17 protein-coding genes are annotated in these 22,968 nt (G+C 69.7%); 14 read left to right on the top strand and 3 right to left on the bottom strand.

Annotated features, from left to right (window positions below; translation table 11 throughout):
- The first annotated feature begins 50 nt into the window (after positions 1-50).
- The 4 genes from ACF1CT_RS31760 (at position 51) to ACF1CT_RS31745 (ending at position 5,682) form a co-directional block, all read left to right on the top strand.
- Positions 51-1,811, top strand: coding sequence for an ATP-binding cassette domain-containing protein (locus ACF1CT_RS31760; protein WP_391787518.1), 1,761 nt, complete (start codon positions 51-53; stop codon positions 1,809-1,811).
- A 160-nt stretch (positions 1,812-1,971) separates the two neighbouring features.
- A complete protein-coding gene (locus tag ACF1CT_RS31755; RefSeq protein ID WP_391787451.1) occupies positions 1,972-2,859 on the top strand; it encodes a FadR/GntR family transcriptional regulator in 888 nt (295 codons plus the stop codon).
- Between the two features lie 324 nt (positions 2,860-3,183).
- Positions 3,184-4,731, top strand: coding sequence for an RNA polymerase sigma factor (locus tag ACF1CT_RS31750; RefSeq protein ID WP_391787450.1), 1,548 nt, complete (start codon positions 3,184-3,186; stop codon positions 4,729-4,731).
- Between the two features lie 129 nt (positions 4,732-4,860).
- Positions 4,861-5,682, top strand: coding sequence for a S1 family peptidase (locus ACF1CT_RS31745; protein WP_391787449.1), 822 nt, complete (start codon positions 4,861-4,863; stop codon positions 5,680-5,682).
- Between the two features lie 98 nt (positions 5,683-5,780).
- Here the strand turns inward: ACF1CT_RS31745 and ACF1CT_RS31740 are convergent, their stop codons facing one another.
- Positions 5,781-6,014, bottom strand: coding sequence for a hypothetical protein (locus tag ACF1CT_RS31740; protein ID WP_391787448.1), 234 nt, complete (start codon positions 6,012-6,014; stop codon positions 5,781-5,783).
- 440 nt (positions 6,015-6,454) lie between these two features.
- On the opposite strand from ACF1CT_RS31740, the gene ACF1CT_RS31735 reads away from it, so the two are divergent.
- From ACF1CT_RS31735 to ACF1CT_RS31710, 6 genes are all read left to right on the top strand, one after another.
- Positions 6,455-8,575 (top strand): type IIA DNA topoisomerase subunit B, encoded by a 2,121-nt coding sequence (locus ACF1CT_RS31735; protein WP_391787447.1) that lies wholly within the window; start codon positions 6,455-6,457, stop codon positions 8,573-8,575.
- Positions 8,576-8,725: 150 nt separating this feature from the next.
- The gene (locus tag ACF1CT_RS31730) at positions 8,726-9,247 is read left to right on the top strand and encodes a DUF1453 domain-containing protein (protein ID WP_391787446.1); all 522 of its coding nucleotides are present in this window, start codon (positions 8,726-8,728) and stop codon (positions 9,245-9,247) included.
- On the top strand, positions 9,244-10,407 hold the full coding sequence (locus ACF1CT_RS31725) for a sensor histidine kinase (protein WP_391787445.1): 1,164 nt from the start codon (positions 9,244-9,246) through the stop codon (positions 10,405-10,407). The genes ACF1CT_RS31730 and ACF1CT_RS31725 overlap by 4 nt, the downstream gene beginning before the upstream one ends.
- Positions 10,404-11,081 carry a response regulator gene (locus ACF1CT_RS31720; protein WP_391787444.1) on the top strand — a complete coding sequence of 226 codons (678 nt, stop codon included), beginning with the start codon at positions 10,404-10,406 and terminating at the stop codon, positions 11,079-11,081. The genes ACF1CT_RS31725 and ACF1CT_RS31720 overlap by 4 nt, the downstream gene beginning before the upstream one ends.
- Before the next feature lie 131 nt (positions 11,082-11,212).
- Complete coding sequence (locus ACF1CT_RS31715) at positions 11,213-11,656, top strand: DUF485 domain-containing protein (RefSeq protein ID WP_391787517.1); 444 nt, start codon at positions 11,213-11,215, stop codon at positions 11,654-11,656.
- Positions 11,653-13,245 (top strand): cation acetate symporter, encoded by a 1,593-nt coding sequence (locus ACF1CT_RS31710; RefSeq protein WP_391787443.1) that lies wholly within the window; start codon positions 11,653-11,655, stop codon positions 13,243-13,245. The genes ACF1CT_RS31715 and ACF1CT_RS31710 overlap by 4 nt, the downstream gene beginning before the upstream one ends.
- 27 nt (positions 13,246-13,272) lie before the next feature.
- On the opposite strand, the gene ACF1CT_RS31705 is transcribed toward ACF1CT_RS31710, so the two are convergent.
- Complete coding sequence (locus ACF1CT_RS31705; RefSeq protein WP_391787442.1) at positions 13,273-14,610, bottom strand: citrate/2-methylcitrate synthase; 1,338 nt, start codon at positions 14,608-14,610, stop codon at positions 13,273-13,275.
- 108 nt (positions 14,611-14,718) lie between these two features.
- Here ACF1CT_RS31705 and ACF1CT_RS31700 point away from each other — a divergent pair, with 108 nt between their 5' ends.
- Together ACF1CT_RS31700 and ACF1CT_RS31695 are read left to right on the top strand one after the other, a co-directional pair.
- Positions 14,719-15,879, top strand: a complete 1,161-nt coding sequence (locus ACF1CT_RS31700) for a citrate synthase/methylcitrate synthase (RefSeq protein WP_391787441.1) — start codon at positions 14,719-14,721, stop codon at positions 15,877-15,879.
- A gap of 22 nt (positions 15,880-15,901) precedes the next feature.
- On the top strand, positions 15,902-17,035 hold the full coding sequence (locus tag ACF1CT_RS31695; protein ID WP_391787440.1) for a CobW family GTP-binding protein: 1,134 nt from the start codon (positions 15,902-15,904) through the stop codon (positions 17,033-17,035).
- A 39-nt stretch (positions 17,036-17,074) separates the two neighbouring features.
- Here the strand turns inward: ACF1CT_RS31695 and ACF1CT_RS31690 are convergent, their stop codons facing one another.
- On the bottom strand, positions 17,075-19,525 hold the full coding sequence (locus ACF1CT_RS31690; protein WP_391787439.1) for a DNA topoisomerase (ATP-hydrolyzing) subunit A: 2,451 nt from the start codon (positions 19,523-19,525) through the stop codon (positions 17,075-17,077).
- Between the two features lie 337 nt (positions 19,526-19,862).
- Between ACF1CT_RS31690 and ACF1CT_RS31685 the strand changes: the two genes are divergently transcribed.
- Both ACF1CT_RS31685 and ACF1CT_RS31680 read left to right on the top strand, forming a co-directional pair.
- A complete protein-coding gene (locus tag ACF1CT_RS31685; protein WP_391787438.1) occupies positions 19,863-21,245 on the top strand; it encodes a M16 family metallopeptidase in 1,383 nt (460 codons plus the stop codon).
- Between the two features lie 26 nt (positions 21,246-21,271).
- Positions 21,272-22,654, top strand: a complete 1,383-nt coding sequence (locus tag ACF1CT_RS31680) for a M16 family metallopeptidase (protein WP_391787516.1) — start codon at positions 21,272-21,274, stop codon at positions 22,652-22,654.
- Positions 22,655-22,968 lie beyond the last annotated feature (314 nt).

Genomic DNA, 22,968 nt, shown 5'->3' with positions numbered 1-22,968 from the left:
GTTATCTTGCTGGGGTACTCGCCCTGCCGCCGCCCTTCGCGAGAGAAGCGATGCTCCAGGCCATCGGACTCACCAGTGCCCCTCGACGCGGCCACACGGCCGCTGTGGACGATCTCACCTTCGAGGCCCCGCCCGGCCATGTCACCGCACTTCTGGGTGTGCCGGGCGCGGGCAAGACCGCGGCTCTCCGTCTGATGCTCGAACTCGATGCCGGACGGGGAATCACCTACTTCCGGGGCAGGCCGCTGCACCGCATTCCGAACCCCGCGCGCGAGGTGGGCGTACTTCTCGGGGACGTTCCGGGCCACCCCGCCCGTACCGCCCGCGGTCAGCTCCGCATGCTCTGCGCCGCCGCGGGGGTGCCGGTGTCCAGGGCCGACGAGCTTCTGGAAACCGTCGGCCTCTCCGGGCTGCGGGACCGTCGCATCGGTGCGCTCTCCCCCGGTATGGATCGCATGCTCGCACTCGCTTCGGCGTTGCTCGGCGACCCGCACACTCTCGTCCTCGACGATCCCGCGGAGGGGCTCGCACCGCGCGAGAGGGAGTGGCTGCACGGGCTGCTCCGGGAGCGGGCCGCACGGGGTGGGACCGTTCTCTGCACCACGGACGATCCCAGGGCGGCTGCACGGATCGCCGACCGGGTGGTCACCATCGACGGCGGTCGCCTCGTCGCCGACCAGAGCGTCGGCGACTTCTCCCGGACCCGCCTCCGCCCCCGGGTCGCGGTCCGGAGCCCGCATGCCGCCCGCCTCGCCGTCGCCGTCAGCCGTGAGGCGCGGGAGACGAGGCGGGCGGTCGAGGTGATCGCCGAGCGGGGCGGTCGGCTCTCCGTGTACGGAGCCACCTGCGCCGAGATCGGCGACACGGCCTTCCGGCACGGACTCCCGGTACACCGACTTGCCGACGAGGTTGCCGACACCGGCCTCGTGGGCTCCGTCGGCCCCGAGGGAGCCGCTGCCGGATCCGAGAGAGGTGAGCGACCTCCGGTCGGCCGGGCGGCCGATGCGCCACCTCCGGCGCCGATCCGGCGCCGCCCGGCCCGAGGCCCGCTCCAGCCCGTGCGCTATGAACTGCGCCGCCTTCTCGGCGTCGGAACGGCGACCGTGGTCATGGCTGCCGTTCTGGTCGTCTCGGCCGGACTCTCCCTTCTCCTCGCCCGCTCGGGGCACGCCCAGTTGCCCAGGACTCTGGCGGCCTGGCCGTCGTTGTTGCCGCTGCCGCCCGCGGCGATGGGGGCCGGCCTGCTCGGTGCGCTCTCGTTCGGTGACGAGTTCCGCTACCCGGCACTCGCGTCGGCCCGCGGCGCCGTTCCGTGCCGCCTCGGGCTGCTCATGGCCAAGCTGACGGTGTCGGCGGGGGGTGCGCTGGTGCTCGCCACGGCCTCGGTGCTGGCCTCCGCTGCGGCCCTTCATCTGGTACATGGTGGTGATTTGATTAGAATTCCACCCAATTCTATTTTCCTGGGCGTCAGTTGGGTGGGGCTGGCCGTGGGCAGTGCGTGGGCGGGTCTGCTGGGTGCCGGAGTCTTCAGGGTGGCGACGGCCGGTGTCGCCGCCGTCCTCGCCGTGCCCGTGCTCGTCGTCCCGCTGGTTCGCGTGGTCGCGGCGGGAGAGGGGGTCGGTGCGGTCGCCGGGCTGCCGGACCGGCTGCGCAGGCTGTTGTGGCCGTACTGGCCGCACGAGGCGGACCGCTTGCTCGCGGTGGTCGTGCGCGTGCTGGGGCATCCCGTCGGGGCCGCCCTGTCGCTGTCCTTGTCGGTTCTGGTCTGCGCGTACGTGTTCACCGGCCTTCGCGGCAGGCTCCGTTGGTGACCGGGCGAGGGTGCTGATCTGCTGAAGTCCTGGCAACTTCCTTGAAAATGCCTGAATTGCAGCGATAAGGCGTCAATTGGGGGGCGGGTGCCGATCACCCTTTCGTGTGCTTTTCACCAAAGACCTCAAGGGGTGGCGGACCGGCGCCGACAAAGGATGCGTGAGTACCCTTGCGCACACCATGATGACCGCCGCCCGTTCCGCCGACTCCGGCCTCGCCGGCCCGGGTGAACTCGACCGCTACTCGTACACGGAGGCGCCGGCCGGCGAGCGTGCCGCTCTGCGTTCCTGGGAGGGGTCCGACGTCGAGCTCGGCCGGGCCGGCCGACGGGGCTCGGCCAGCCGGGGGCGCGGCCTCCACGGCCAACTCGTTCAGCAGCTGGGCCAGATGATCGTTTCGGGTGACCTGGGTGCCGACCGCCCCCTCGTGCCGGAGGAGATCGGGCAGCGTTTCGAGGTCTCCCGCACCGTCGTGCGCGAATCGCTGCGCGTCCTGGAGGCGAAGGGCCTGGTCAGTGCCCGCCCCAATGTGGGTACCCGGGTCCGCCCCGTCAGCGACTGGAATCTGCTGGATCCCGACATCATCGAATGGCGTGCCTTCGGGCCGCAGCGCGAGGACCAGCGGCGCGAGCTGGGGGAGCTCCGATGGACCATCGAGCCGCTCGCGGCCCGTCTTGCGGCGGGCCACGGCCGTGAGGACCTCCAGCAGCGCCTCGCCGACATGGTCGAGATCATGGGGCACGCGCTCGGCCAGAGCGACATGATCACCTGCTCCCGGGCCGACGCGGAGTTCCACTCGCTGCTCATCCAGGCCGCGGGCAATCGCATGCTGGAGCACCTGTCCGGCATCGTCGCGGCGGCCCTGCAGGTCTCCGGCGGCCCCGTCACCGGCTGTGACCGCCCCACCGAGGCGTCCCTCGGTCACCACGCCCGGATCGTCGACGCCCTTGCGTCCGGTGACGCGGCGGGCGCCGAGGCCGCCATGCGCCAACTGCTCGTCGTCCACCCCGAGGTGGAACGGGTCGTGCCCGCTCCCCGCGAGCACTGAACGCGGCGCGGTCGGGTGCGCGAGCCGGATGTCGCCGGGCCCTGAGCGGCCCGGCGGCGCGATTGTGACGTTATGGCACCCTTGATCCCTTTCGTCGCAAATGAGGTGTGACTCGGGCCACGCGGATTGGGCGTAACACTCCTCGAAACAGCGCGATGACCTAAGAGGTGACCGCCACGGAAGGAATACAGCAGCCGTTCAGTGCGCTGTGCAGTTCTGAGGCCAAACCCGCGCCGTCGGTACATTCCCAGCCCGACGGTCGTCGGCTCGAGCCCTCCCATGGGCCGGGTCGGAAGCCGTTTCCATCGTTCCGAGAGGTTGTTCGTGTCGGCCAGCACATCCCGTACGCTCCCGCCGGAGATCGCCGAGTCCGAGTCTGTGATGGCGCTCATCGAGCGGGGAAAGGCTGATGGGCAGATCGCCGGCGATGACGTGCGTCGGGCCTTCGAGGCTGACCAGATTCCGCCAACCCAGTGGAAGAATGTTCTGCGCAGCCTCAACCAGATCCTCGAGGAAGAGGGTGTGACGCTGATGGTCAGTGCCGCGGAGCCGTCCAAACGTGCCCGCAAGAGCGTCGCAGCGAAGAGCCCGGTCAAGCGCACCGCCACCAAGACCGTCGCGGCCAAGACGACCGTGACCAGGACCGTCGCGGCCACTGCCGCCCCGTCGACAGGGACCGTGGACGCGGTGGCGGACGACGCCGCCCCGGCCGGGCCCGCGAAGAAGGCGGCGGCCAAGAAGACGACAGCAAAGAAGACCGCCGCGAAGAAGACGGCGGCGAAGAAGACAGCGACGAAGAAGTCCGGAAAGCAGGACGACGAACTCCTCGACGGCGACGAGGTGGTCGAGGACGTCAAGATCGGCAAGGGCGAGGAAGAGGAGGGCGAGGGCGAGAACAAGGGCTTCGTCCTCTCCGACGACGACGAGGACGACGCGCCCGCGCAGCAGGTCGCCGTCGCCGGTGCCACCGCGGACCCGGTCAAGGACTACCTGAAGCAGATCGGCAAGGTTCCCCTCCTCAACGCCGAGCAGGAGGTCGAGCTCGCCAAGCGCATCGAGGCAGGTCTCTTCGCCGAGGACAAGCTGGCGAACTCCGACAAGCTCGCGCCGAAACTCAAGCGTGAGCTGGAGATCATCGCCGAGGACGGCCGCCGGGCCAAGAACCACCTGCTGGAGGCCAACCTCCGTCTCGTGGTGTCGCTGGCCAAGCGCTACACCGGCCGCGGCATGCTCTTCCTCGACCTGATCCAGGAGGGCAACCTCGGCCTGATCCGCGCGGTCGAGAAGTTCGACTACACCAAGGGCTACAAGTTCTCCACGTACGCCACCTGGTGGATTCGTCAGGCGATCACGCGCGCCATGGCCGACCAGGCCCGCACCATCCGTATCCCGGTGCACATGGTCGAGGTCATCAACAAGCTCGCCCGTGTGCAGCGCCAGATGCTCCAGGACCTGGGCCGTGAGCCCACGCCGGAGGAGCTGGCCAAGGAACTCGACATGACCCCCGAGAAGGTCATCGAGGTCCAGAAGTACGGTCGTGAACCGATCTCCCTCCACACCCCGCTGGGTGAGGACGGGGACAGTGAGTTCGGTGACCTGATCGAGGACTCCGAGGCGGTCGTCCCGGCCGACGCGGTCAGCTTCACACTCCTCCAGGAGCAGTTGCACTCGGTCCTCGACACGCTCTCCGAGCGTGAGGCGGGCGTGGTCTCGATGCGCTTCGGGCTCACCGACGGTCAGCCGAAGACACTGGACGAGATCGGCAAGGTCTACGGCGTGACGCGTGAGCGCATCCGTCAGATCGAGTCGAAGACCATGTCGAAGCTGCGCCACCCGTCGCGTTCGCAGGTGCTGCGCGACTACCTCGACTGAGTCGCAGGAATTTCCGGCCGAGGGCCCGGACCCCGTGGGGGCCGGGCCCTCGGCCTATCTGAGGGTGCGGTCGGTGGCGGCTCGGATGACTCTGGGTGGGAGAGGTTCACCACAGAGTCAGGAGTGCGCATGTCCCGTACCGTCTTCCGCGCCATGATCGGGGCGCTCGCCCTGACCGCCGCAGCGACCGCCATACCGTTCGAATCCGCCACCGCGGACAGCATCGTCATCGGCGGCCAGCCGGCGCATGTCGAGGACAGCCCCTGGGTTGTGGCGCTGTCCAGCCGGGAACGCTTCGGGGAGACGCGCGCCGGTCAGTTCTGCGGGGGTGCCGTGGTGGCTCCGAAGAAGGTGCTCACCGCCGCGCACTGCCTCAGTCGTGCGGCACTCGGAGTCGATGTCGGCAAAGTGCGGGACCTGAAGGTCATCGTGGGGCGGGACAGCCTGCGTGGAAGCGGCGGCAAGGAGATCCCGGTGCAGGCCGCGTGGAGCAATCCCGGATTCGACCCCGCGACGAACGCGGGAGACGTGGCGGTGCTCACCCTGGCCGAACCGCTTCCCGCGAAGAGCGTGATTCCGATGGCCGCATCCGGGGACGCCGTGTACGAGCCCGGTACGGCGGCAGTGGTCTACGGATGGGGTGACACGACCGGCTACAGCGATTACGCGTCGTCACTCCGCTCCGCGAAGGTGAGCGTGTTGTCGGACCGCATGTGCGAGCTGGCCTACCCGGGCGGCAGGAACGGCGCCTACGCCGCCTCGGCGATGCTCTGCGCGGGTGAACCGCAGGGCGGGTACGACGCATGCCAGGGCGACAGCGGCGGGCCGCTGGTGGCCCGTGGGCGGCTCATCGGGCTGGTGTCCTGGGGGAATGGCTGCGGCCGACCGGGAAGCCCCGGTGTGTACACCCGCGTCTCGGCCGCCATCGGCTGGATTCCGGGGGCTGTCTGAGCGGCCCGGACACGAACGCGAGAACGGGCGGCTCCTCTCGGGAAGCCGCCCGTCGGCAGGTCCGGGACCTGGCCCTGGCTCGTCGTGGATGTGAGGCGTCAGCGTTGTTCCTCTTCGGCGGCGTGGGCCTGCGCAGCCGTCAGCCGGTCCGTCTCATCCTGTATTTCCGCGGCGATCTTCTTGAGTTCCGGCTCGAACTTGCGCCCATGGTGGGCGCAGAAGAGCAGTTCACCGCCGCTGATCAGGACGACGCGCAGATATGCCTGGGCGCCGCAACGGTCACAGCGGTCTGCTGCGGTCAGCGGGCTCGCGGGGGTCAGAACAGTAGTCACGTCGCCTCTTCTCTAGCTCGACGAGCTGTCGTACCAGGGTCAACATCCAACCAGGCCGAAAACGTTCCCGCTCGTGGCTTTTCTTCGAAACTTCTTCTCAAGATGGCTGTCTGTTGCCGGTTGGCGGCGAATGTGCCGTATTGCGTAGCGCTACGGGTTCGCGTTGCTTGTCTTTGGTGGATCGATCCTCCCGGCCGGCTTGCCGGTTTGTTCATGAGGACGTGCCCGGAGCCTAAATGGTTCATGCGCGGAAGGGAACGTGATGTGCACGTCACTGCCGCAACGGATCGAACGTGTATGCGAAGCTGGACTACTGTGAGGGTTCTCCGAGGGTGGCGTTACAACCGCTCTACCTGGCCTCGGTACCCTCTCAGCGGCGACCGTAGCCAAGCCCGTTACCCATCCGGGCCCCAAATGAAATTCAGCGAGGAGCGAACCGCGTGACCGCCGATACGTCCGTGCCGTCCACTGCGCTGCTGACCGGAGCAGACCGAGACGGTTCCAACTACACTGCGCGGCACCTCCTCGTACTCGAAGGGCTCGAAGCGGTCCGCAAGCGCCCCGGGATGTACATCGGGTCCACCGACAGCCGCGGCCTCATGCACTGCCTCTGGGAGATCATCGACAACTCCGTCGACGAGGCGCTCGGAGGCTACTGCGACCGCATCGAGGTCGTTCTCCACGACGACAACTCCGTGGAGGTCCGCGACAACGGGCGCGGCATCCCGGTCGATGTCGAGCCGAAGACGGGCCTGTCCGGCGTCGAGGTCGTGATGACGAAGCTGCACGCCGGCGGAAAGTTCGGCGGTGGTTCCTACGCCGCGTCGGGCGGACTGCACGGTGTGGGCGCTTCCGTGGTCAACGCGCTCTCGGCCCGGCTCGACGTCGAGGTCGACCGCAACGGCGCGACACACTCGATCAGCTTCCGGCGCGGAGTGCCGGGAATCTTCACCGAGCAGGGTTCGGAGAGCCCGTTCGATCCGGGCAACGGCCTGGTCAAGGGCAAGCGGGTGCCGAAGGCCCGTACCGGCACCAGGGTGCGTTACTGGGCGGACCGGCAGATCTTCCTCAAGGACGCCAAGCTCAGCCTGGAGACGCTTTACCAGCGGGCGCGGCAGACGGCCTTCCTCGTCCCCGGCCTCACGATCGTCGTCCGTGACGAGCGCGGTCTCGACGGCGAGGACAGGACCGAGGAGACCTTCCACTTCGACGGCGGGATCAGCGAATTCTGCGAGTACCTCGCCCAGGACAAGGCGGTCTGCGACGTGCTGCGCCTGTCGGGGCAGGGCACGTTCAAGGAAACCGTGCCGGTCCTGGACGAGCGCGGGCACATGACGGCGACCGAGGTCACCCGAGAGCTCGGGGTCGACATCGCGCTGCGCTGGGGTACCGGGTACGACAGCAACATCAAGTCCTTCGTCAACATCATCGCCACGCCCAAGGGCGGCACGCATGTGACCGGATTTGAACGTTCCGTGACCAAGACCATCAATGAAGCGCTGCGTTCCGCGAAGCTTCTCCGCGTGGCCGAGGACGACATCGTCAAGGACGACGCACTGGAGGGCCTCACTGCGGTCGTCACCGTCCGGCTTGCCGAGCCGCAGTTCGAGGGGCAGACGAAGGAGGTGCTCGGCACCTCGGCGGCGAACCGGATCGTCGCCAACGTCGTGGCCAAGGAGCTCAAGGCGTTCCTGACCTCGACGAAGCGTGATGCCAAGGCGCAGGCGCGAGCGATCCTGGACAAGGCCGTGGCGGCCGCGCGCACCCGCATCGCGGCTCGCCAGCACAAGGACGCACAGCGCCGGAAGACGGCGCTGGAGTCCTCCTCGCTGCCGGCGAAGCTGGCGGACTGCCGCAGCGACGACGTCGATCGCAGCGAGCTCTTCATCGTCGAGGGCGACTCCGCGCTCGGTACGGCCAAGCTCGCACGGAACAGTGAGTTCCAGGCCCTGCTGCCGATTCGGGGCAAGATCCTCAATGTGCAGAAGGCGTCCGTGTCGGACATGCTGAAGAACGCCGAGTGCGGTGCGATCATCCAGGTCATAGGAGCCGGTTCCGGGCGGACCTTCGACATCGACGCCGCTCGCTACGGGAAGATCGTTCTGCTGGTGGATGCCGATGTCGACGGCGCGCACATCCGCATTCTGCTGCTGACGCTGTTCCAGCGCTACATGCGGCCCATGGTCGAGGCGGGCCGGGTCTTCGCGGCCGTGCCCCCGTTGCACAGGATCGAGCTCGTCCAGCCCAAGAAGGGCCAGGACAAGTACATCTACACGTACTCCGACAACGAACTGCGCCAGCGGCTGCTGGAGCTGCAGCGCAAGAACATCCGGTACAAGGACTCGATCCAGCGCTACAAGGGCCTGGGCGAGATGGACGCCGATCAGCTGGCGGAGACCACGATGGACCCCCGTCACCGCACCCTGCGGCGGATCAACATCGGCGATCTGGAAGCGGCCGAGCAGGTCTTCGACCTGTTGATGGGCAACGAAGTGGCCCCGCGCAAGGAGTTCATCACCAGCTCGGCCGCCACGCTCGACCGCTCGCGCATCGACGCCTGAGCGATGCCGCCCCACCCTCGCCGTCGGCCCGTCTCCACCCGTGGGTGGAGGCGGCGTCTCCACCCGTGATCAACCCCTGGGCCGATCCACCGTCCCGGTCGGTTCCGTAGCGTCGAAGGCGTCCCACCTTCCCGCATCACGGAGGCAGCCATGTCGGGGTTCGTCAGCATCCTGGTGATCGTCGCTGTCGTCGCCGTCGTCCTGGTCCGCCAGTGCACGGCACGGCGGATCTCCGACGACCGACGGCGGTGGGTCCTGCCGGGTGTTCTTCTCGTCGTCTCGCTCCGCGGGCCCGGGCCGGTCGATCCACATCACGGGATGCTTTCCGTGCTGTTCCTGGGGGCGGAGCTGGCCGTGGGCCTGGTGACCGGCGCGGCCTGGGCGTGGACCTCCCGGCTCTGGCACGAGGCGGACGGCTCGCTCTGGAGCCGGGGAACCAGGGCGAGCCTCTTCGTCTGGACCGGAGGACTGGCGCTGCGGGCGTCCTTGTACGGGGCCGCCGCGGCGCTCGGCATACATCAGGGCACCACGGTGCTGATGGCGACGCTCGCGGTGACACTGGCGGTGCACAGTGGCGTGCTGATGTGGAGGGCCGGGCAGTTGCGTCCGGCGTACGGCGGCGGACCCACCGGGGCGTTGTCGTCGCAGGGGGCGGGGAAGGGCCGGGCATGACGCGCACGACGTGGACGAGCTGGCCTTCCCGGGAAGCGCTCTCGGCGGAGGTCCGCACCCGCCCGCGCAAGGTGCTCACCTGGTCCGTGCGGTTGGCGCTGCTTCTCGCCATGCTCTGGGGCACCTTCGCCGACGGACGGTTCGGCCCCTGGCAGATCGTGGTCGGGCTGATGGGCGTGCCGGCCTGTGTGGTCGCCGTGAGAGCGTTCTTCCGAACCAGTCTGGAGCACCTGCTATGGCCTTCACTGGGACTGTTGGCTCTGTTGATGGCTGCGGCGTTCGGCGCGCAGCACGCGGGTGCCGGTCTACCCGCGATGATTCTGTGGTGCGGGTGCGCGGTCGCCGCTCTGGAGCGACTGCCGCTCATGGCGGGTGTCCCCGCCACGGCCGTCGCGCTCGGCGCCTACGCGGCTGTCAACACCGACGGCTGGCTGGCCACGGCCATGACCACGACAGGCCTCTGTCTGACCGGCTATGTGATCCGACTGGACGCCGAGGCCCGTGGCAACGCGCAGCGGCTCCTCGCCCAGGAACGAGCGGCGCACGCCGCGGAGGCCCGGACAGCCGCCCTTGACGAACGGGCCAGAATCGCCAGGGAGATCCACGATGTGCTCGCCCACAGCCTCTCCGCGCAACTGGTCCATCTGGAGGCGGCGCGGATACTGATCGAGCGCGAGCCCGCGGGGGAGTTCCGCGACCGGGTGCTGGAGCGGGTGGTGGCTGCACGTTCCATGGCGCGCGACGGGCTTGCGGAGACCCGCCAGGCACTCTCGGCGCTCAGGGGGGAGATGTCCCCGATGGAGGACTTCCTGCGACAACTGGTGGCGTCCGAGCCCGCGAAGATCAGCATGATGGGTGAACGGAGGCCCTTGACCGCCGAGGTGTCGCAGACGGTCCGTAGGGTGGCGCAGGAGGCACTGACCAACGTGCGCAAGCACGCACCGGGGGCCGAGGTCATCGTGCGGCTGGAATATCTGCCGGATGAAGTCGCCCTGGAGGTACGGGACTCGGGCGGGCACAGGCCGGAGGGAGAGCTCGCGCGCAGTGGCTCCGGATACGGTCTGCTGGGGATGAGGGAGCGGGCCGAACTTCTGGGCGGGACGCTGGAGGCCGGTTCCGGAGAGGAGGGTTTCGTGGTGAGTCTGCGGGTGCCCACGTGAACGCGCGGGTGGTGGTCGCCGATGACCAGTCGGTGGTGCGCGAAGGGATCGTGATGCTGCTGGGGCTGTTGCCCGGAGTCGAGGTGATCGGATCGGCGAAGGACGGCGAGGAGGCAGTGGCGCTCGTGGCCGAACTGGCGCCCGATGTGGTCCTGATGGACCTGCGGATGCCCCGTTGCGACGGGGCGGAGGCGACACGGCGGATTCGTCGCGATCATCCGGGGACCCAGGTGGTCGTGCTCACGACGTTCGCCGACGACGATTCGCTCTTCACCGCGCTGCAGGCCGGTGCGCGGGGCTATCTCACCAAGGACGCGGGAGGGGAGGAAATCGTGCGGGCCATTCAGGCGGTGCTGTCGGGCGAGGCCGGTTTCGCGCCTTCCGTGCAGCGTCGGCTCCTGGAACGCGTCACGACGTCGTCAACGCCGTCCGCCCCACCCTTCGATCCGGAGCTGCCCGACGGCCTGACGCCACGTGAGCTGGAGGTGCTGGAGCTGATCGCTGAAGGGCTGTCCAACCCGGAGATCGCGCGCAGGCTGCACATCTCGCAGGCCACGGTGAAGAGCCACATCAACAACCTCTTCGCGAAGGCCGGAGTGCGTGACCGGGCACAGGCAGTTCGCTACGCGTACGTTCGGGGCATCGCACAGCCGCCCGGACGGGCTGTCACCTGATGAGGTGAACACCGACGAATGAACTGCCCGAGAACTTCCCGATCTGCCCATTCTTGGGTACGCGGCCGAAGTGGTCCGTGGACAAGGGGAGTTGTTCGGTGGAGAAGGAAGCAGGGCGCGATGCCGCAACGGTGCGGCGCGACGACCCGTGGTACGACACACTCGCCTCCGGCCGGGGCGAGCCGGACGGTGCGTGGATTCCGGCTCCTGCCGGACCGTCGGGTCCCGCGGAGCCGCGGTACGGTCACAGCGCGGCCGAAATCTATCTGGAGGTGCAGCGCAGCGGGGCCTTCCAGGAGGTGCGCCGCCGGTACCGGCGATTCGTCATTCCGGCAACCTTCGCCTTTCTCGCCTGGTATCTCGCCTACGTCGTCGTGGCGATCACCGAACCCGGGCTGATGGCCCGGCCGGTGGCCGGATCGGTCAATGTGGCGATGATCGCCGGGCTCGCGCAGTTCCTCACGACGTTCCTCCTCACCTGGGCCTACGCGCGGCACGCGCGCCTGCGCCGAGACCGGGCCGCACTCGAACTGCGCTGGGAGACCCAGGAGATGACGCGGGGAGTGGGACGTTGAACGGGAACCACCAGACGCTGGCCCTCGTGCTGTTCAGCGTCTTCGTCGCGGTGACACTCGCCATCACCACCTGGGTGAGCCGGAGTCGGCATGGATCGGCCGAGGAGTTCTACGCGGGCGGCAGGCTCTTCTCTCCGATGGAGAACGGTTTCGCCATCGCGGGCGACTACATGTCGGCCGCCTCCTTCCTCGGCATCTCCGGACTGATCGCCCTCTTCGGCTACGACGGCATGCTGTACTCGGTCGGATTCCTCGTCGCCTGGCTCGTGGTTCTCCTGCTGGTCGCCGAACTCGTCCGGAACTGCGGCAGATTCACACTGGCCGACGTGGTGGCGGCGCGGATGGCGGAGCGCCCGGTCAGGATCGCCGCGGGTGCGTCGTCCGTCACCGTCTCCGTGCTCTATCTGGTGGCGCAGATGGTGGGCGCGGGCAGCCTGGTCGCCCTGCTGCTCGGCGGTACGAGCGGTGCCGCCCGCTCCTGGACCGTCATCGGGGTAGGGGCACTCATGGTGATCTACGTGTCGCTCGGGGGCATGCGCGCCACCACCTGGATCCAGATCGTCAAGGCCGTGCTCCTGACGGTCGGCGCGGTCGTGCTCACCGTGCTCGTCCTTGTCCATTTCCACGGCAACTTCAACGCCCTGCTCGATTCCGCGGCCGAACGGAGCGGACACGGGAGCAGGTTCCTCTCGCCGGGGCTCCGTTACGGGGGAACCTGGACGGCCCGCATCGACTTCATCAGCCTGGGGCTGGCCCTGGTACTCGGTACGGCGGGGCTGCCGCACATCCTGTCGCGCTTCTACACCGTGCCCACCGCCCGTGCGGCCCGTCAGTCGGTCGTCTGGTCGATCGGACTCATCGGCAGTTTCTACCTGATGACGATCGTGCTGGGGTTCGGGGCGGCGGCACTCGTCGGCTCGGCCGAGGTGAGGGAGTCGAATCCGGCGGGCAACACGGCGGTTCCGCTGCTGGCCCTGGTCATCGGGGGAGGCGAGGGGTCCACCGCAGGGACGATTCTGTTCGCGGTGGTCGCCGCGGTCGCCTTCGCGACCATTCTCGCCGTTGTCGCTGGGGTCACTCTCGCCTCGTCGGCCTCGGTGGCCCACGACCTCTACGCCTCGCTCCGGCGCTCGGGCTCCAGGCGGTACAGCGAGGTCACCGTGGCCCGGGTGGCCGCGGCGGGGATCGGGGCGATCGCCATCGGACTCAGCCTGATCGCCCAGGACCTGAACGTGGCGTTCCTGGTGGGGCTCGCCTTCGCCGTCGCCGCTTCGGCCAACCTTCCGGTGCTGCTCTACTCCCTGTTCTGGCGACGTTTCACTACCCGGGGAGCGGTCTGGTCGGTCTACGGCGGCCTGATCCCCGCCGTGCTGCTCGTGGTGTTCTCGCCGGTCGTGTCGGGCAGTCCCGACTCGCTGTTCCCGGGCGTCGATTTCCAGCTCGTACCCCTGGAGAACCCCGGCCTGATCTCGATTCCGCTGGGCTTTCTGGCCGGCTGGGTCGGAACGGTCACCTCGGCGGAGCCGCCCGACGCCGCCAAGCACGCGGAGACCGAGGTCCGTGCGCTCACCGGTGCCGGGGCGGTGTGACAAGGGGGTCCTCCGAGAGCCGGGGCGTCATCGAGGCGGTTCGTCCATGACCGTGGGGAGCGGACGCGGGGGGCGGGGTCCCTCGTACCGGCCGCTGGGGCGCATGCGCAGCGGACGCTCGCCGTACTCCTCCAGTGCGTGCGCGATCCAGCCCGCCGTGCGTGACACCGCGAACACCGTCTCGCCCGCCTCCGCCGCCATGCCGGAGGAGACCGAGAGGACCGCGAGCGCCAGGTCGACATTGGCGTGCAGGGGGGCGTGGCGGGCGGTCGTGGTGACCACGTCCCGTGCGGCGGCGAGCGCGGGAGCCGCCTGAGGCACGTCGGCCAGCAGGGCGAAGAGGGCACGCGCCCGCGGGTCCTCGGAGACGTAGAGCCGGTGACCGAGTCCGGGCACCCGCCGTCCGGCGCGGAGGTGGTCCGCGACCACCGGGACGGCGCTTCCCCGGTCCAGGACCTCGGCCAGCATCCGGTGCGCCAGGCCGCTGGCGGCCCCGTGCAGGGGGCCCTCCAGAACACCGAGGCCCGCCGAGACCACCGCGTACGGGTGGGCATGCGCGGACGCGGCGACCCTGGCGGCCAGGGTCGAGGCCGCGAGGTCGTGGTCGATCAGCAGGACGAGCGCGGTGTTCAGCACGGCGATCGACGGCCCGTCGGCCGGGCGGGCGGTGAGCTTCGGCCAGAGGCGTCGGGCCAGTGCGGCCCCGCCGTCAGCGTCCCGCCCCTCGTCCGCGTCGTCCGCGTCGTCCGACGGGCCGTCCGCCGCCGCAGCACCTCCGACCCGGGGAAGCGCGCCGACCAGGGTCGGGATCAGGCTCCGGGTACTCGCGAGCACCGCCTCGCGCGAGAGGTCGAACCGGAGCGGGTCGGCTGTCGCCGCGGCGACCACGGCCCCCCTCAGCCGATCCGTGGAACCGCTGTGCGAGGGCAGCGCGTCGACCGCCCGACGCGCCGCGGCCAGAGCCTCCGCAGGTGCCGCGAACCGCATTCCTGGCCGCAGTTCACCGGTCCAGAGCCATTCGGCGACCTCCTCGTAGGTGTACCGCCCGGCCAGTTCGGTGGCATCGACCCCGCGGTAGTAGCAGCGGTCGTCCTCGATCAAGGTGATGCCGGTACGGAAGACCAGTTCACCGGAGGCGGGGGAGGGGGCCCGGCGGCCCGTGCGCCGGGCCAACGCGTCGACCTCCGCGGCATCGAACGTACTGCCGCGCCCGCCGGGAGCACGCCGGCTGTCCAACTGGCCCCGGCTGACATAGGCGTACACCGTCTCGGGTTTCACCCCGAGACGCTCGGCCGTCTCCTGGGTGCTGAGCCGGCGGGGGGCCGTCGCCTCGGGGATATCGCCGGGAGGTGCTTGATCCTTCATGTCGTCAACCGTACCTATGTTGATTCAATCAATATTGACAACAAGTAAGTCAAGCATGGATGGTCGAATCAACTTCGATGCCCGGTACACCTGCTCATGGAGGAAGACATGCCGACCACGACCGGTCCGAACGCGCTCGACGTACCCCGGGGCCTCGCCGGTGTCGTCGTCACGGAGACCGCCCTCGGTGACGTTCGCGGCCGCGAGGGCTTCTACCACTACCGGCAGTACTCGGCGATCGAACTCGCGCGGACCCGCGGTTTCGAGGATGTCTGGCACCTGATGTCCGAGGGCGTACTGCCCGACGCCGACGCCCGTGCGAAGTTCGCCGCCCGGACCGCCTCGCTGCGACGGCTGCCCGCGGAGGTGCGTGACGCCCTGCCCGCCATAGCCCGTGCGGGGGCCGCCTCAGGCCCGCTGGCCGGTCTGCGCACCGCCCTCTCGCTCCTCGGCGCCTCGGCGGGCTTCCGGCCGGTGTACGACATCGACGCCGACCGGCGGCGGGATGACGCCCTCATCGCCTGCGCCGCCGTTCCCACCGTGCTCACCGCGCTGCACCGGCTCGGCCGGGGGCTCGAACCGGTCGAGCCGCGCGACGATCTGCCCTACGCGGCCAACTACCTCTACATGCTCACCGGGTCCGTGCCGGACGAGGCACGCGCCAGGGCCGTGGAGCAATACCTGATCTCCACGATCGACCACGGCTTCAACGCCTCGACGTTCACCGGCCGGGTCGTCGCCTCCACCGGTGCCGATGTCGCGGCCTGCCTGGTGGCGGCCGTCGGAGCCCTCTCCGGGCCGCTGCACGGCGGGGCACCCAGCCGGGCCCTCGACACCCTGGACGCCATCGGCACCCCCGACCGCATCGACGGCTGGATCCGCGAACACGTGCTCGCGGGGGAACGGATCATGGGCTTCGGCCACCCCGTCTACCGCACCGAGGACCCCCGGTCACACATGCTCCGGGACATCGCCCGGAGCTTCGGCGGCCCGCTCGTCGACTTCGCCGTCGAGGTGGAGCGGCAGGTCGAGACGATCCTCGCCGAGCTCAAGCCCGGCCGCGAACTCCACACCAACGTGGAGTTCTACGCGGGCGTCGTCATGGAGCTGTGCGGGCTTCCGCGGGAGATGTTCACGCCGACGTTCTGCGCGGCGCGAGTGGTCGGCTGGAGCGCCAATATCCTGGAGCAGGCGGAGGACTCGAAGATCATCCGTCCGGCGGCCCGATACGTCGGCACACCCCCGCCGCAGCCGGTCCCGGCACCCTGACGCCCCCCGAGGAAGGTTCCCGTTGAACCCGTCGCCCCCGCCCCGCAAGAAGCAGATCCCGGTCGTCGTCCTCGCGGGGTTCCTGGGATCGGGCAAGACGACGTTGCTCAATCACCTCCTGGCCAACCGCGCGGGGAACCGGATCGGCGTGATCGTCAACGACTTCGGCGCCATCGAGATCGACGCCATGACGGTCTCGGGACAGGTCGGCTCAGCGGTCTCTCTGGGCAACGGGTGCCTGTGCTGCGCGGTCGACGCGAGCGATCTCGACACGTTCCTGGAGACGCTCACCCGCCCGTCCGCCCGCCTCGACGTGATCGTCATCGAGGCCAGTGGGCTGGCGGAGCCGCAGGAACTCGTCCGGATGCTGCTGGCCAGCGACAATCCGCACATCGTGTACGGCGGGCTGGTGGAAGTCGTCGACGCGGCGGAGTTCGAGGCCACGCGACAGCGCCATCCGGAGATCGACCGCCACCTCGCCGTCGCCGATCTCGTCGTCCTGAACAAGTCCGACCGGGTCGGGCAGGAGGAACTGGCACGCCTCCGCGACGCCGTCGCCGTGCCCGGCGCACCGGGCACCGACGGTACGGCGGCCCGCGGTACGGCCGCCGTCATCGACACCACCTACGGGCGCATCGACCCCGAGTTGCTCTTCGACCCGTCGCTGCGCCCGGACGGCGAGCAGAAGGCGCTCCAGCTCACGTTCGAGGACCTGCTGCTGGCGGAACGGGCCGGGGGAGAGGACGGTACGGGCCACGAGCACCACCCGCACGCCGCGTACGAGAGCCTGTCCTTCACCGCGGACGTGCCCATGGACCCCCGGCGGCTGATGGAGTTTCTCGACTCCCGGCCCCAGGGGCTGTACCGGATCAAGGGGTTCGTCGACTTCGGGCCGGGCGACCGCGCCAACACGTACGTTCTGCACGCGGTCGGCCGGTTCCTGCGGTTCGAGCCGCGGCCGTGGGCCCGCGACGAACCGCGGCTCACCCAGTTGGTGCTGATCGGCTCGGGCATCGACCCGGAAGCCCTGAACAAGGAGCTGACCGCCTGCCGCGCGACCACCCCTTCGGTGGCGCGGACGGCACAGGACGCCGCACATGAACGGAGCATGTGGGGCGTCCTGAGGTACGTGCGCGGGCCCGGCGACGACGGGTAGCGGCCGGGCCGCCGGTCCGTCCGCCGCCGGGCACGACGCCTACACCGGGCCCGCGACCACCGCGACCGGCTTGGCCAGCGGCGCCCCCGAGCCGTCGCGCCGCGGGTCCGGCGCGGGCAGCTCGGAGGGGGTGCCGTTCTTCTGCGCGGCCCTCGCGGGCGTGGCGCCCGCCCAGCCGAACACCAGGACGTCCTCACCCTTGAGGAAACGCTGACAGCGCACCCCGCCCGTGGCCCGGCCCTTGCGCGGGTACTGGTCGAACGGGGTGAGTTTGGATGTCAGCACCGAGTCGTCCAGCGTGCCGTGCGAACCCGCCACCGTGAACACCACCGCGTCCACCGCGGGATCCACCGCGGTGAACGAGATCACCGAGGCGTCCCCCGTCAGCTTGACCCCCGCCATGCCGCCGGCGGGCCTGCCCTGCGGTCTCACCTGCGCCGCCGGGTAGCGCAGCAGCTGCGCGTCGGACGTGATGAAGACCAGATCCTCCTCGCCCGTGCGCAACTCCGCCGCACCGACGATGCGGTCGCCCTCCTTGAGCGTGATGACTTCCAGCTCGTCCTTGTTGGCCGGGTAGTCCGGCACCACTCTCTTGACGATCCCCTGAAGGGTGCCGATCGCCAGACCGGGGGATGCCTCGTCCAGGGTGGTCAGGCAGATGACCTCCTCGTCGCTCTCCAGCGTGAGGAATTCCGAGACCATCGCCCCGCCCGAGAGATTGGGAGCCGCGTGGGTGTCCGGCAACTGGGGCAGATCGATGACCGCGAGCCGCAGCAGCCGTCCCGCCGACGTCACCGCACCGATGTCGCCGCGGGCCGTCGCGGGCACGGCGGACACGATCACATCGTGCTTGGCGCGCTTGGCGTCCTCGGCGAAGACGATCGGGTCGTCGTTGGCGGTACGGGCCAGCAGACCGGTGGACGAGAGCAGGACCCGGCACGGGTCGTCAGCGACCTCCAGCGGTACCGACGCGACCTGCGTACCGGCCGATTCCAGCAACACCGTACGCCGCTCGGTGCCGAACTTCTTGGCGACCGAGGCCAGTTCGGACGAGACGAGCTTGCGCAGCGCGGTGTCCGATTCGAGGATCGTGGTCAGCTCGTCGATCTCGCTGTTGAGCCGGTCCCGCTCGCTCTCCAGCTCGATCCGGTCGAACTTGGTAAGCCGGCGCAGCGGGGTGTCCAGAATGTACTGCGTCTGGATCTCGCTCAGGGAGAAGCGGCCGATGAGCCGCTCCTTCGCCTGCGCCGAGTTGTCGCTGGACCGGATGAGCCGGATGACCTCGTCGATGTCGAGCAGCGCGACGAGCAGCCCCTCGACCAGGTGCAGCCGGTCCCGGCGCTTGCCCCGGCGGAACTCGCTGCGCCGGCGCACCACGTCGAAGCGGTGGTCGAGATAGACCTCCAGCAGCTCCTTGAGGCCGAGCGTGAGCGGCTGCCCGTCGACCAGTGCCACGTTGTTGATCCCGAAGGAGTCCTCCATCGGGGTCAGCTTGTAGAGCTGCTCCAGAACGGCTTCCGGAACGAAGCCGTTCTTCACCTCGATGACCAGGCGCAGGCCGTGTTCGCGGTCGGTCAGGTCCTTCACGTCCGCGATGCCCTGGAGCTTCTTCGACCCGACCAGGTCCTTGATCTTGGCGATCACCTTCTCCGGGCCGACCGCGAAGGGCAGTTCGGTGACGACCAGGCCCTTGCGGCGCGCCGTCACGTCCTCCACGGCGACGGTCGCGCGGATCTTGAACGTTCCGCGTCCCTTGGCGTACGCGTCCTTGATGCCGCCCAGGCCCACGATCCGGCCGCCGGTCGGCAGGTCGGGACCGGGCACGAACCGCATCAGGGTCTCCAGGTCCGCGCCCGGATGCCTGATCAGGTGGCGGGCGGCGGCGATGACCTCGCCCAGGTTGTGCGGCGGCATGTTCGTCGCCATGCCGACGGCGATCCCGGACGAGCCGTTGACCAGGAGGTTCGGGTAAGCGGCCGGGAGAACGGTGGGTTCCTTCTCCTGGCCGTCGTAGTTCGACTGGAAGGCGACGGTGTCCTCTTCGATCGACTCCGTCATCAGGGACGTCGCGTCGGCCATCCGGCACTCGGTGTACCGCATGGCGGCCGGCGGGTCGTCGTTCCCGAGCGAGCCGAAGTTCCCGTGGCCGTCGACCAGGGGGAGCCGCATGGAGAACGGCTGAGCCAGACGGACCAGCGCGTCGTAGATCGAGGCGTCGCCGTGCGGGTGCAGCTTGCCCATGACCTCGCCGACGACACGCGCGCACTTCACGAAGCCGCGGTCGGGGCGCAGGCCCATCTCGTTCATCTGGTACACGATGCGGCGGTGCACCGGCTTCATGCCGTCACGGGCGTCCGGCAGGGCCCGTGAGTAGATCACCGAGTACGCGTACTCAAGGAAGGAGCCCTGCATTTCGTCGACGACGTCGATGTCGAGGATCTTCTCCTCGAAGTCGTCCGGCGGCGGGGTCTTCGTGCTGCGGCGGGCCATCGCTGCTGCGACTCCTTCACGGATTCTGTTCGGGCAACCTCAGGTTCTGACGCGGACCATTGTGGACCGCCGTACTGACAACGCCGACCTCGACCCGTCCCAAGCGTCGTTCCCGCCCGTGCGGAGGAGGCCGGCGGCGCCGTTCCGGGAAGCTCCGAGGCGGCGTTCCGAGGGGGACGTGCCAGGGTTGCAGACGTGCTCCGAAGAGGACGCGCCGGGTGCGCGCCCCTCTTTCACGCGAAACTTCCGCGGTATGGGAACTTCGCCAGGTGTACGTGCGCTTGCTTACAGTGGCAGGTCTCGCACGAAAACCAGAAACGCGATCGAAGGGACGTACATGCCCATGGGTCACACGGCCACAGCCCAGGCCGGCTCCGGCGGCTTGACAGCGACCGAGCACCGTCTGGCCAACGGCCTGCGCGTGGTGCTCTCCGAGGACCATCTGACCCCGGTCGCCGCGGTCTGCCTCTGGTACGACGTCGGATCGCGCCACGAGGTCAAGGGACGCACCGGGCTGGCTCACCTCTTCGAGCACCTGATGTTCCAGGGCTCCGGTCAGGTGAAGGGGAACGGACACTTCGAGCTGGTGCAGGGGGCCGGCGGTTCGCTCAACGGGACCACCAGCTTCGAGCGCACCAACTACTTCGAGACGATGCCCGCGCACCAGTTGGAGCTGGCGCTCTGGCTGGAGGCGGACCGGATGGGTTCGCTGCTCGCCGCGCTCGACGAGGAGTCCATGGAGAACCAGCGCGATGTCGTCAAGAACGAGCGGCGTCAGCGCTACGACAACGTCCCCTACGGCACGGCGTTCGAGAAGCTGACGGCGCTCGCCTACCCCGAGGGGCACCCCTACCACCACACGCCGATCGGCTCGATGGCGGATCTGGACGCCGCCACCCTCGATGACGCGCGCACGTTCTTCCGCACGTACTACGCGCCCAACAACGCGGTGCTCTCCGTGGTCGGCGACATCGACCCCGAGCAGACGCTCGCCTGGATCGAGAAGTACTTCGGCTCCATCCCCTCCCACGACGGGAAGCAGCCGCCGCGCGACGGCGCGCTGCCCGAGACCATCGGCGAGCAGCTGCGGGAGGAGGTGCGCGAGGAGGTCCCGGCGCGGGCGCTGATGGCCGCCTACCGGCTGCCGCACGACGGCACCCGTGAGTGCGACGCGGCGGACCTCGCGCTGACCGTGCTCGGTGGCGGCGAGTCGTCGCGGCTGCACAACCGGCTGGTGCGCCGCGACCGCACGGCCGTGGCGGCGGGGTTCGGTCTGCTGAGGCTGGCCGGCGCCCCGTCGCTCGGCTGGCTGGACGTCAAGACGTCCGGCGGGGTGGAGGTCCCGCAGATCGAGGCCGCGGTCGACGAGGAGCTTGCCCGGTTCGCCGCCGAGGGGCCCACGCCCGAGGAAATGGAACGCGCCCAGGCCCAGTTGGAACGCGAGTGGCTGGACCGGCTCGGTACGGTCGCGGGCCGTGCCGACGAACTCTGCCGGTACGCCGTGCTGTTCGGCGACCCCCAGCTCGCCCTGACCGCCGTGCAGCGGGTTCTCGATGTCACGGCGGAGGAGGTCCAGTCGGTCGCCCGGGCCCAGCTCCGGCCCGACAACCGGGCGGTGCTGGTCTACGAACCGGTCGAACCTGCCGAGTCCGCGGACGCGGCGGACACCGATGCGGCCGACGCCGCCGACACCGACGCGCACGAAGGAGCGGACAAGTGACCGAGGCTGCCGCGACCGGAGTTTCGATGCAGTACCACCCGCAGCCGACCCCCGGCGTCGCCCGTCCCTGGGCCTTCCCCGCGCCGGACCGGGGTTCGCTGCCCAACGGCCTCACGGTGCTGCGCTGCCACCGTCCCGGCCAGCAGGTGGTGGCGGTCGAGATCTTCCTCGACGCACCGTTGGACGCCGAGCCCGAGGGCCTCGACGGCGTGGCCACGATCATGTCGAGGGCCCTGTCCGAGGGCACCGACAAGCACACCGCCGAGGAGTTCGCCGCCGAGCTGGAGCGCTGCGGTGCCACGCTCGACGCGCACGCCGACCACCCCGGCGTCCGGGTCTCCCTGGAGGTTCCGGCGTCCCGGCTGGGCAAGGCCCTCGGGCTGGTGGCCGAGGCGCTGCGCGCGCCCGCCTTCGCCGACAGCGAGATCGAGCGGCTGGTGCGCAACCGGCTCGACGAGATCCCGCACGAGCAGGCCAACCCGGCCCGGCGTGCGGCCAAGCAGCTCTCCAAGGAGCTCTTCCCGGTCACGTCGCGGATGTCGCGACCGCGCCAGGGCACCGAGGAGACGGTGGAGCGGATCGACGCGGCGGCGGTGCGGGCCTTCTTCGACGCCCACGTCCGGCCGTCCGCGGCGACCGCGGTGATCGTCGGCGACCTGACCGGCATCGACCTGGAGACCCTGCTCGCCGACACCCTCGGCGACTGGTCCGGGAACACCGCCGAGCCGCGTCCGGTACCGCCGATCACGGCCGACGACACCGGGCGCGTGGTCGTCGTCGACCGTCCGGGCGCGGTGCAGACGCAGCTTCTGATCGGCCGGATCGGAGCCGACCGGCACGACAGTGTGTGGCCGGCCCAGGTGCTCGGCACGTACTGCCTGGGCGGCACGCTCACGTCCCGACTGGACCGGGTGCTGCGGGAGGAGAAGGGCTACACCTACGGTGTGCGGGCCTTCGCCCAGGTGCTGCGGTCGTCGGCGCCGGATTCGGTCACGGGCGCGACCGGCGCCGCGATGCTCGCCATCAGCGGTTCGGTGGACACCGAGTCGACCGGACCGGCGCTGGAGGACCTGTGGACGGTTCTCCGCACCCTGGCGGCCGAAGGGCTGACCGACGAGGAGCGCGAGACGGCGGTGCAGAACCTCGTCGGCGTCGCACCGCTGAAGTTCGAGACGGCGGCCTCCGTCGCCGGCACCCTCGCCGACCAGGTCGAGCAGCACCTCCCGGACGATTTCCAGGCGCATCTGTACGCCCGGCTCGCCGAGACCGGCACGGTCGAGGCGACCGCCGCGGTGGTCAACGCCTTCCCGGAGGACCGGCTGGTGACGATCCTGGTCGGCGACGCGTCCCGGATCGAGGAACCGGTACGGGCCCTGGGCATCGGCGAGGTGTCGGTGGTCACCGGCTGACGGAGCCGCACCGCCGTCTCCGCCGCAGGACCCGCTCCGCGCCGGGAGTCCGGGTGCGGGAGCCCGGAAGACGGGCACGCGGTCAGACGGGCACGCGGTCAGGCGGCGTGATCGGGCGGCCGTCCGGTCACGCGGCCGTCCGGACACGCACGGTCACACCGGACGCGCGTCCGCCCGGGCGCGGACTCCCGGCCACGAAGGAGACCCCTGTGAGCGAAGGGCGGATTCTTGGGGTCCTCGCAACACCTGATGGCTTACGTGGTCGTCAGTAGATCACGCAGGCGCTCGGCTGGGGTTTTCCAGCCGAGCGTTTT

Source organism: Streptomyces sp. NPDC014734, assembly GCF_043083325.1.
Taxonomy (GTDB): domain Bacteria; phylum Actinomycetota; class Actinomycetes; order Streptomycetales; family Streptomycetaceae; genus Streptomyces.
This window is presented reverse-complemented; position numbering and strand designations above follow the sequence as displayed.

Bases quoted from the DNA above. Each gene is read 5' to 3' on its own strand.
- ACF1CT_RS31760 (WP_391787518.1), top strand. From the start codon at position 51: ATGCTCCAGGCCATCGGACTCACCAGTGCCCCTCGACGCGGCCACACG.
- ACF1CT_RS31745 (WP_391787449.1), top strand. From the start codon at position 4,861: ATGTCCCGTACCGTCTTCCGCGCCATGATCGGGGCGCTCGCCCTGACC.
- ACF1CT_RS31730 (WP_391787446.1), top strand. From the start codon at position 8,726: ATGTCGGGGTTCGTCAGCATCCTGGTGATCGTCGCTGTCGTCGCCGTC.
- ACF1CT_RS31725 (WP_391787445.1), top strand. From the start codon at position 9,244: ATGACGCGCACGACGTGGACGAGCTGGCCTTCCCGGGAAGCGCTCTCG.
- ACF1CT_RS31705 (WP_391787442.1), bottom strand. From the start codon at position 14,610: ATGAAGGATCAAGCACCTCCCGGCGATATCCCCGAGGCGACGGCCCCC.
- ACF1CT_RS31700 (WP_391787441.1), top strand. From the start codon at position 14,719: ATGCCGACCACGACCGGTCCGAACGCGCTCGACGTACCCCGGGGCCTC.
- ACF1CT_RS31690 (WP_391787439.1), bottom strand. From the start codon at position 19,525: ATGGCCCGCCGCAGCACGAAGACCCCGCCGCCGGACGACTTCGAGGAG.
- ACF1CT_RS31685 (WP_391787438.1), top strand. From the start codon at position 19,863: ATGCCCATGGGTCACACGGCCACAGCCCAGGCCGGCTCCGGCGGCTTG.
- ACF1CT_RS31680 (WP_391787516.1), top strand. From the start codon at position 21,272: ATGCAGTACCACCCGCAGCCGACCCCCGGCGTCGCCCGTCCCTGGGCC.